Below are 4225 nucleotides of genomic sequence, written 5' to 3' on the forward strand. Positions count from 1 at the left end.
GTGGCGCCGAGAGGGGCGGGGGGCGGGATGGGCCGCGGCGGGCGCGCGGGCGCTCGCCGAATTCAACGCGCCCGCAGGAGATTCCTCCGTGTGTCGCTGTCCAATACGCGACCGGTGGTGCGCATGTGGCACGAAGGGGCACGTGAGAGTTCAAAAAGTCTTCGGGAAGTGATGAACCCGTGGCCTCGCGGCGGTATCCTCGTGGCCGAGGGCGGGTTCTCCGGATTACCGGGGAACCCGCTCATCGCCAGTTCAGGGGCGGTTTTCCGGGGTTTCCGCAGTGCTGTTCTCGCCGCGCACCGTGCGCCGGTCATCGTCGTCGCCCCAGCCGGGCAGCGGCAGATCCGGTAGCAGTTGCTCGATGCGATTGCCGACGGCGGTGGCCGGACCCTCGATGAGTGAGAACGGCCACGGCCAGTGCGGACCGGACAGTCGTTCAACCTCTTTGGCCAGTTCCGCGGTGGTCGCCTCCAGTTCGCTGATCTCCGTGCGCAACTCGTCGATATGATCCAACGCGGCGGCGAGGCCGTCCACCACGGTGCGGTACCGCCCCTCCGGATCGGTACCCAGCTGCGGCCACCCGGACAGGCCCGGACCTCGCAACTGGATCTGCACGTCGCGCAGAATCGCCTCCTGTTCGGGTGTCAAATCCGCATCCTCCTGTTCGAAGTCCCATTGGCCGAAATCGGCTCGGTCGGTGGTGTTCACATCGCAGCGCACACCGTTCACGTCCACCTGGGTGGCGTGCTGCAGGATGTGCCGCCGCGGTTCGAGGTTGTTGCCCGACCAGGCCACCGTCTGCCACGCCCAGGTGGCGGTGCCCATGTCCAGGGCGCGGCTGACCGGCCAGTAGCCGCCGTAGATCCCGGTGTTCTCACGGCCCAGCACACTGGCCGCGCCGTCGAGGTAGGCGTTGATGGGCGCCTGCTGCTGCGGGGTGGCGTCGAAGTCCACGGAGAAGTAGATGGGCCGATCGCGGCGGCCGCCGCAGCGCAGCACCTGCGCCAGCGCGGCCCGCGCGTCGGTGACGCCCGCGCCGTAGCCGTCGAGCATCCGGGTGGCGTAGGTCTCCCAGTTCGAGACGATCGAAACACCGTGTGCGCGCAGGTCATCAGCCTCGGCAGGGGTGAGCAGCTTGCCGGGCAGGGTCGGGCCGCCGTCGGAGAGGTAGCGGACGACGAAATCGAAACCCGCGGCCCGGATCGCAGCACCACCGGGCCGACCTCCTGCGTAGTCCAGCCCGAAACGCATGCTTCCCACTGTAATTCGCGAGACGCGCCGCCGCCCGTGCATCCGGAAATCGGCCAGTTCGGGAATTCGTCGCATTCGGGTGGTTGACCTGGCGCAGCCTGGCCACCCGGCACGCCGTGCTGGGGCGACTGCCAGGTGGACGATCCGGCCATGGCCGGACGTCAGCTGTTCGCGCTGTCGGACCGAGCCGGGCCGTCGGCGAACTGCCCGACCCGATCGGGTGACCCGGCGCCACGCACACGCATACGCCGAGGGCCGGACCGATCACACGGTCCGGCCCTGTACGGCGGGCCCGGGCTACCTCGCTCCGGGCGATATCGGAAGTCGGTTCAGCGCACCGCTTCCGGGATGCGGTCGGCGGCCGCACCCCGCTCGCGGGCATCACCGACCGGCGACAGCGCGGGCACCGCACCGGATTCCCGGCGGTCCGGGGCGACCAGAATGGCCGTGATCGGAATCGCCAGCGCCAGTGAGCCGATGATGAAGAACGGCACGAAGAAGCTGAACAGGTCCACACCCTCCGGGGTCGGCGCGGCATGGTCGACGTCGAAACTGACGCCGACCAGGCCGGTGTAGTGCATACCCGTCACGACCAGTGCCCAGAGGGCGGCACCGCCGAGCATCAGCAGCGATGAGCGCACGGTGAGGCTGAACCACAACACCGCCACCGACAGCACCAGCGCGATGGCGTACACCGCGATGATCGACAGCACATTGCGCTCCACCTCGCCCTGCACGTGCACCGCCAGCAGCACGACCAGTTCCATGGAGCCGAGACCGGCGCCCATCACCGCCGCTCCGATCCCCAGCCGCACCCAGTTCAGCGTGCGCCCGGCGATGACGAGCGCGGCCAGCACGGTGGTCCCCGACAGCGCCGAGAAGACCGCGATCAGCATGCTGTCGTAACGCACCGGACTGCCGTGCGCCGCCACGCCCAGCATGGAGACGAAGATCGGCATGGCGACGCCGACGCCGCCGATGGAGCAGGCGGCCACGAACATCCACACGAACCGGAATCGTGCGGTCACCGACTTGGTGGACTGCCGGATGCAGGCCAGCCCGACCGCTGCCCCCGAAGCCGACACGATCAACGCCAGCGCGATGATCCAGTAGCCCATTGCGAAGTAGATCACGCGGTAAATACTCCCAGGTCTGTTCTGTCTGTCCGGTCCGCGCCCCGCCTGCCAACGGGGTACGGCTGCCTAACCGCGCCAGGCGCTTTCGCGCTGCTGGGCCATGAGACGTTCGATGGCGTACTCGGTGACCGCGGCGAGGGAACGGCGCACCTCATCGGGATCACGGGCGTCGATGTCGACGATCGGCACACCCTCGCGGATGCTGAGCGCTTCGCGGAGTTCACCCACCGGGAAGCGGGGCGCGTCGGGGAAGCGGTTGACCGCGACCAGGAACGGGAGCTTCTTGGCCTCGAAGAAGTCGACGGCGGCGAAGCTGTCCTCGATGCGGCGGGTGTCCACCAGCACGACCGCGCCGATGGCACCGCGCACCAGGTCGTCCCACATGAACCAGAACCGTCGCTGCCCGGGCGTGCCGAACAGATAGAGCACCAGGTTGCCGGGCAGGATGATGCGGCCGAAATCCATCGCGACCGTGGTGGTTTCCTTGCCCGGCGTGGCGGCGAGGTCGTCCACGCCGTCGGACATCCCGGTCACCATGGCCTCGGTGCGCAGCGGCACGATCTCCGAGACCGCGCCGACGAACGTCGTTTTGCCCGCACCGAATCCGCCCGCCACGACGATCTTCGTCGAGGCGGTGCGGAATTCGCCGCCCTCACCGGGACGCGGGGGGTACTGCTGTGCCGCCCCGTTGTTCGGGTGCTGCGGTCCGCCGTTGTAGGGCGCGGCGTCAAAGCGCCCGGAGTCCATGCAGGGTCCTCTCCATCAAAGATCGGCGCTCGTCGAAGGTCGCCTGATCGCTCAGAGTCGAATGCACGCGCAGTGTGCCGGCGACCACCAGGTCACCGATCACCACACGTACCATGCCCAGTGGCCGCTGCAGGTGCGCAGCGATCTCGGCCACCGACAGCCGGGCCGTGCCGAGACGCAGGATCTCGGTCCGGATGTCGCCCGCCGGCCAGTCGAAATGGGCGGTGTAGGAGAGGGTCTCGACGACCGCCTCCAGCGGCAGTTCGACCGCCGGCTCGGTGCGGCCGGAGGTCAGTGCGTATGGGCGGACACGCGATGTCGGCCGGCCGGCGCCGTTCGGTGCGGACATGTGCGGTGGCCGATCACGCGGTCTGGCGGGCGGTGGCCTGCACCACGGACCCGACGCGGTCTACCAGAAGCGCCATCTCGTAGCCGATGCGTCCGATGTCGTGCTGCTTGTTGGCCAGCACCGCCAGGTGCGAACCATTGCCGACACTCATGACGAGCAGGTAGCCGCGCTGCATCTCCACGATGGACTGCATCACCTTGCCGCCGTCGAACAGCTGGGCCGCGCCGGCCGACAGGCTGGCCAGACCGGCGGTGACGGCGGCCAACTGCTCGGCGCGGTCGTTGGGCAGGTGCGGACTGGTGGCCTGGAGCAAACCGTCGGCGGAAACCAGCACGGCGTGCGAGACCCCGGGCACCTCCCGGGTGAACCGGGTGACCAGCCAGTTCAGGTTCTCATCGGTTGTGGTGCGCTGTTCGGTCATGCGTGCCCTCCGTCGTTGTATGGGTCTCCGTCTTTGTGCTGGGCGTCTGCCCGTCCACTGAGAACCCCGCTCAGATGCCTGGTCAAGCTGTGACGAATCTCTTCCGGATTCCGTGCGCCCTCTTCGTCCGCGGGTACCGCCGCGCCGGGGACCAGTTGGGCGCCGGGGCGGCGAATCGGCAGGCCGCCCTGGGTTTTCCCGCCGGTCGTCGGTTCCATGGCCTGTTCGGCGGCGGCCCATCCGGCGTCCGAGGACGAGGTCCACGCGGCCCCGCCCTGCCCGCCGACCGCCGGTTCGACCAGCCATTCCGACACCATGCGC

General features: G+C 68.9%; 5 protein-coding genes and 1 pseudogene. All 6 read right to left on the reverse strand.

The window, feature by feature from the left end:
- Nucleotides 1–252: 252 nt before the first annotated feature.
- Entirely contained in the window at nt 253–1251 is a 999-nt protein-coding gene (locus QK444_RS33445; protein WP_282786031.1) for a DUF1906 domain-containing protein, read from the reverse strand.
- Nucleotides 1252–1580: 329 nt separating this feature from the next.
- Nucleotides 1581–2384: a hypothetical protein gene (locus QK444_RS33450; protein WP_282786032.1), complete on the reverse strand. Its 804-nt coding sequence runs from the start codon at nt 2382–2384 to the stop codon at nt 1581–1583.
- Nucleotides 2385–2453: 69 nt separating this feature from the next.
- A complete protein-coding gene (locus QK444_RS33455) occupies nt 2454–3134 on the reverse strand; it encodes an ATP/GTP-binding protein (RefSeq protein WP_143979293.1) in 681 nt (226 codons plus the stop codon).
- The gene (locus tag QK444_RS33460; protein ID WP_282786033.1) at nt 3115–3483 is read right to left on the reverse strand and encodes a DUF742 domain-containing protein; all 369 of its coding nucleotides are present in this window, start codon (nt 3481–3483) and stop codon (nt 3115–3117) included. The genes QK444_RS33455 and QK444_RS33460 overlap by 20 nt, the downstream gene beginning before the upstream one ends.
- 13 nt (nt 3484–3496) lie before the next feature.
- Nucleotides 3497–3904, reverse strand: coding sequence for a roadblock/LC7 domain-containing protein (locus tag QK444_RS33465; protein WP_029931164.1), 408 nt, complete (start codon nt 3902–3904; stop codon nt 3497–3499).
- Nucleotides 3901–4225, reverse strand: a pseudogene (locus QK444_RS33470) (ATP-binding protein); the annotation flags it as partial. The gene QK444_RS33465 and the pseudogene QK444_RS33470, both read right to left, overlap by 4 nt.

This window comes from Nocardia sp. CC201C (assembly GCF_030010695.1).
In the GTDB taxonomy this organism is placed as follows: domain Bacteria; phylum Actinomycetota; class Actinomycetes; order Mycobacteriales; family Mycobacteriaceae; genus Nocardia; species Nocardia otitidiscaviarum.

Coding starts and splice junctions, on each gene's coding strand:
- QK444_RS33445 (WP_282786031.1), bottom strand. CDS start 1,251: ATGCGTTTCGGGCTGGACTACGCAGGAGGTCGGCCCGGTGGTGCTGCG.
- QK444_RS33465 (WP_029931164.1), bottom strand. CDS start 3,904: ATGACCGAACAGCGCACCACAACCGATGAGAACCTGAACTGGCTGGTC.
- QK444_RS33455 (WP_143979293.1), bottom strand. CDS start 3,134: ATGGACTCCGGGCGCTTTGACGCCGCGCCCTACAACGGCGGACCGCAG.
- QK444_RS33460 (WP_282786033.1), bottom strand. CDS start 3,483: ATGTCCGCACCGAACGGCGCCGGCCGGCCGACATCGCGTGTCCGCCCA.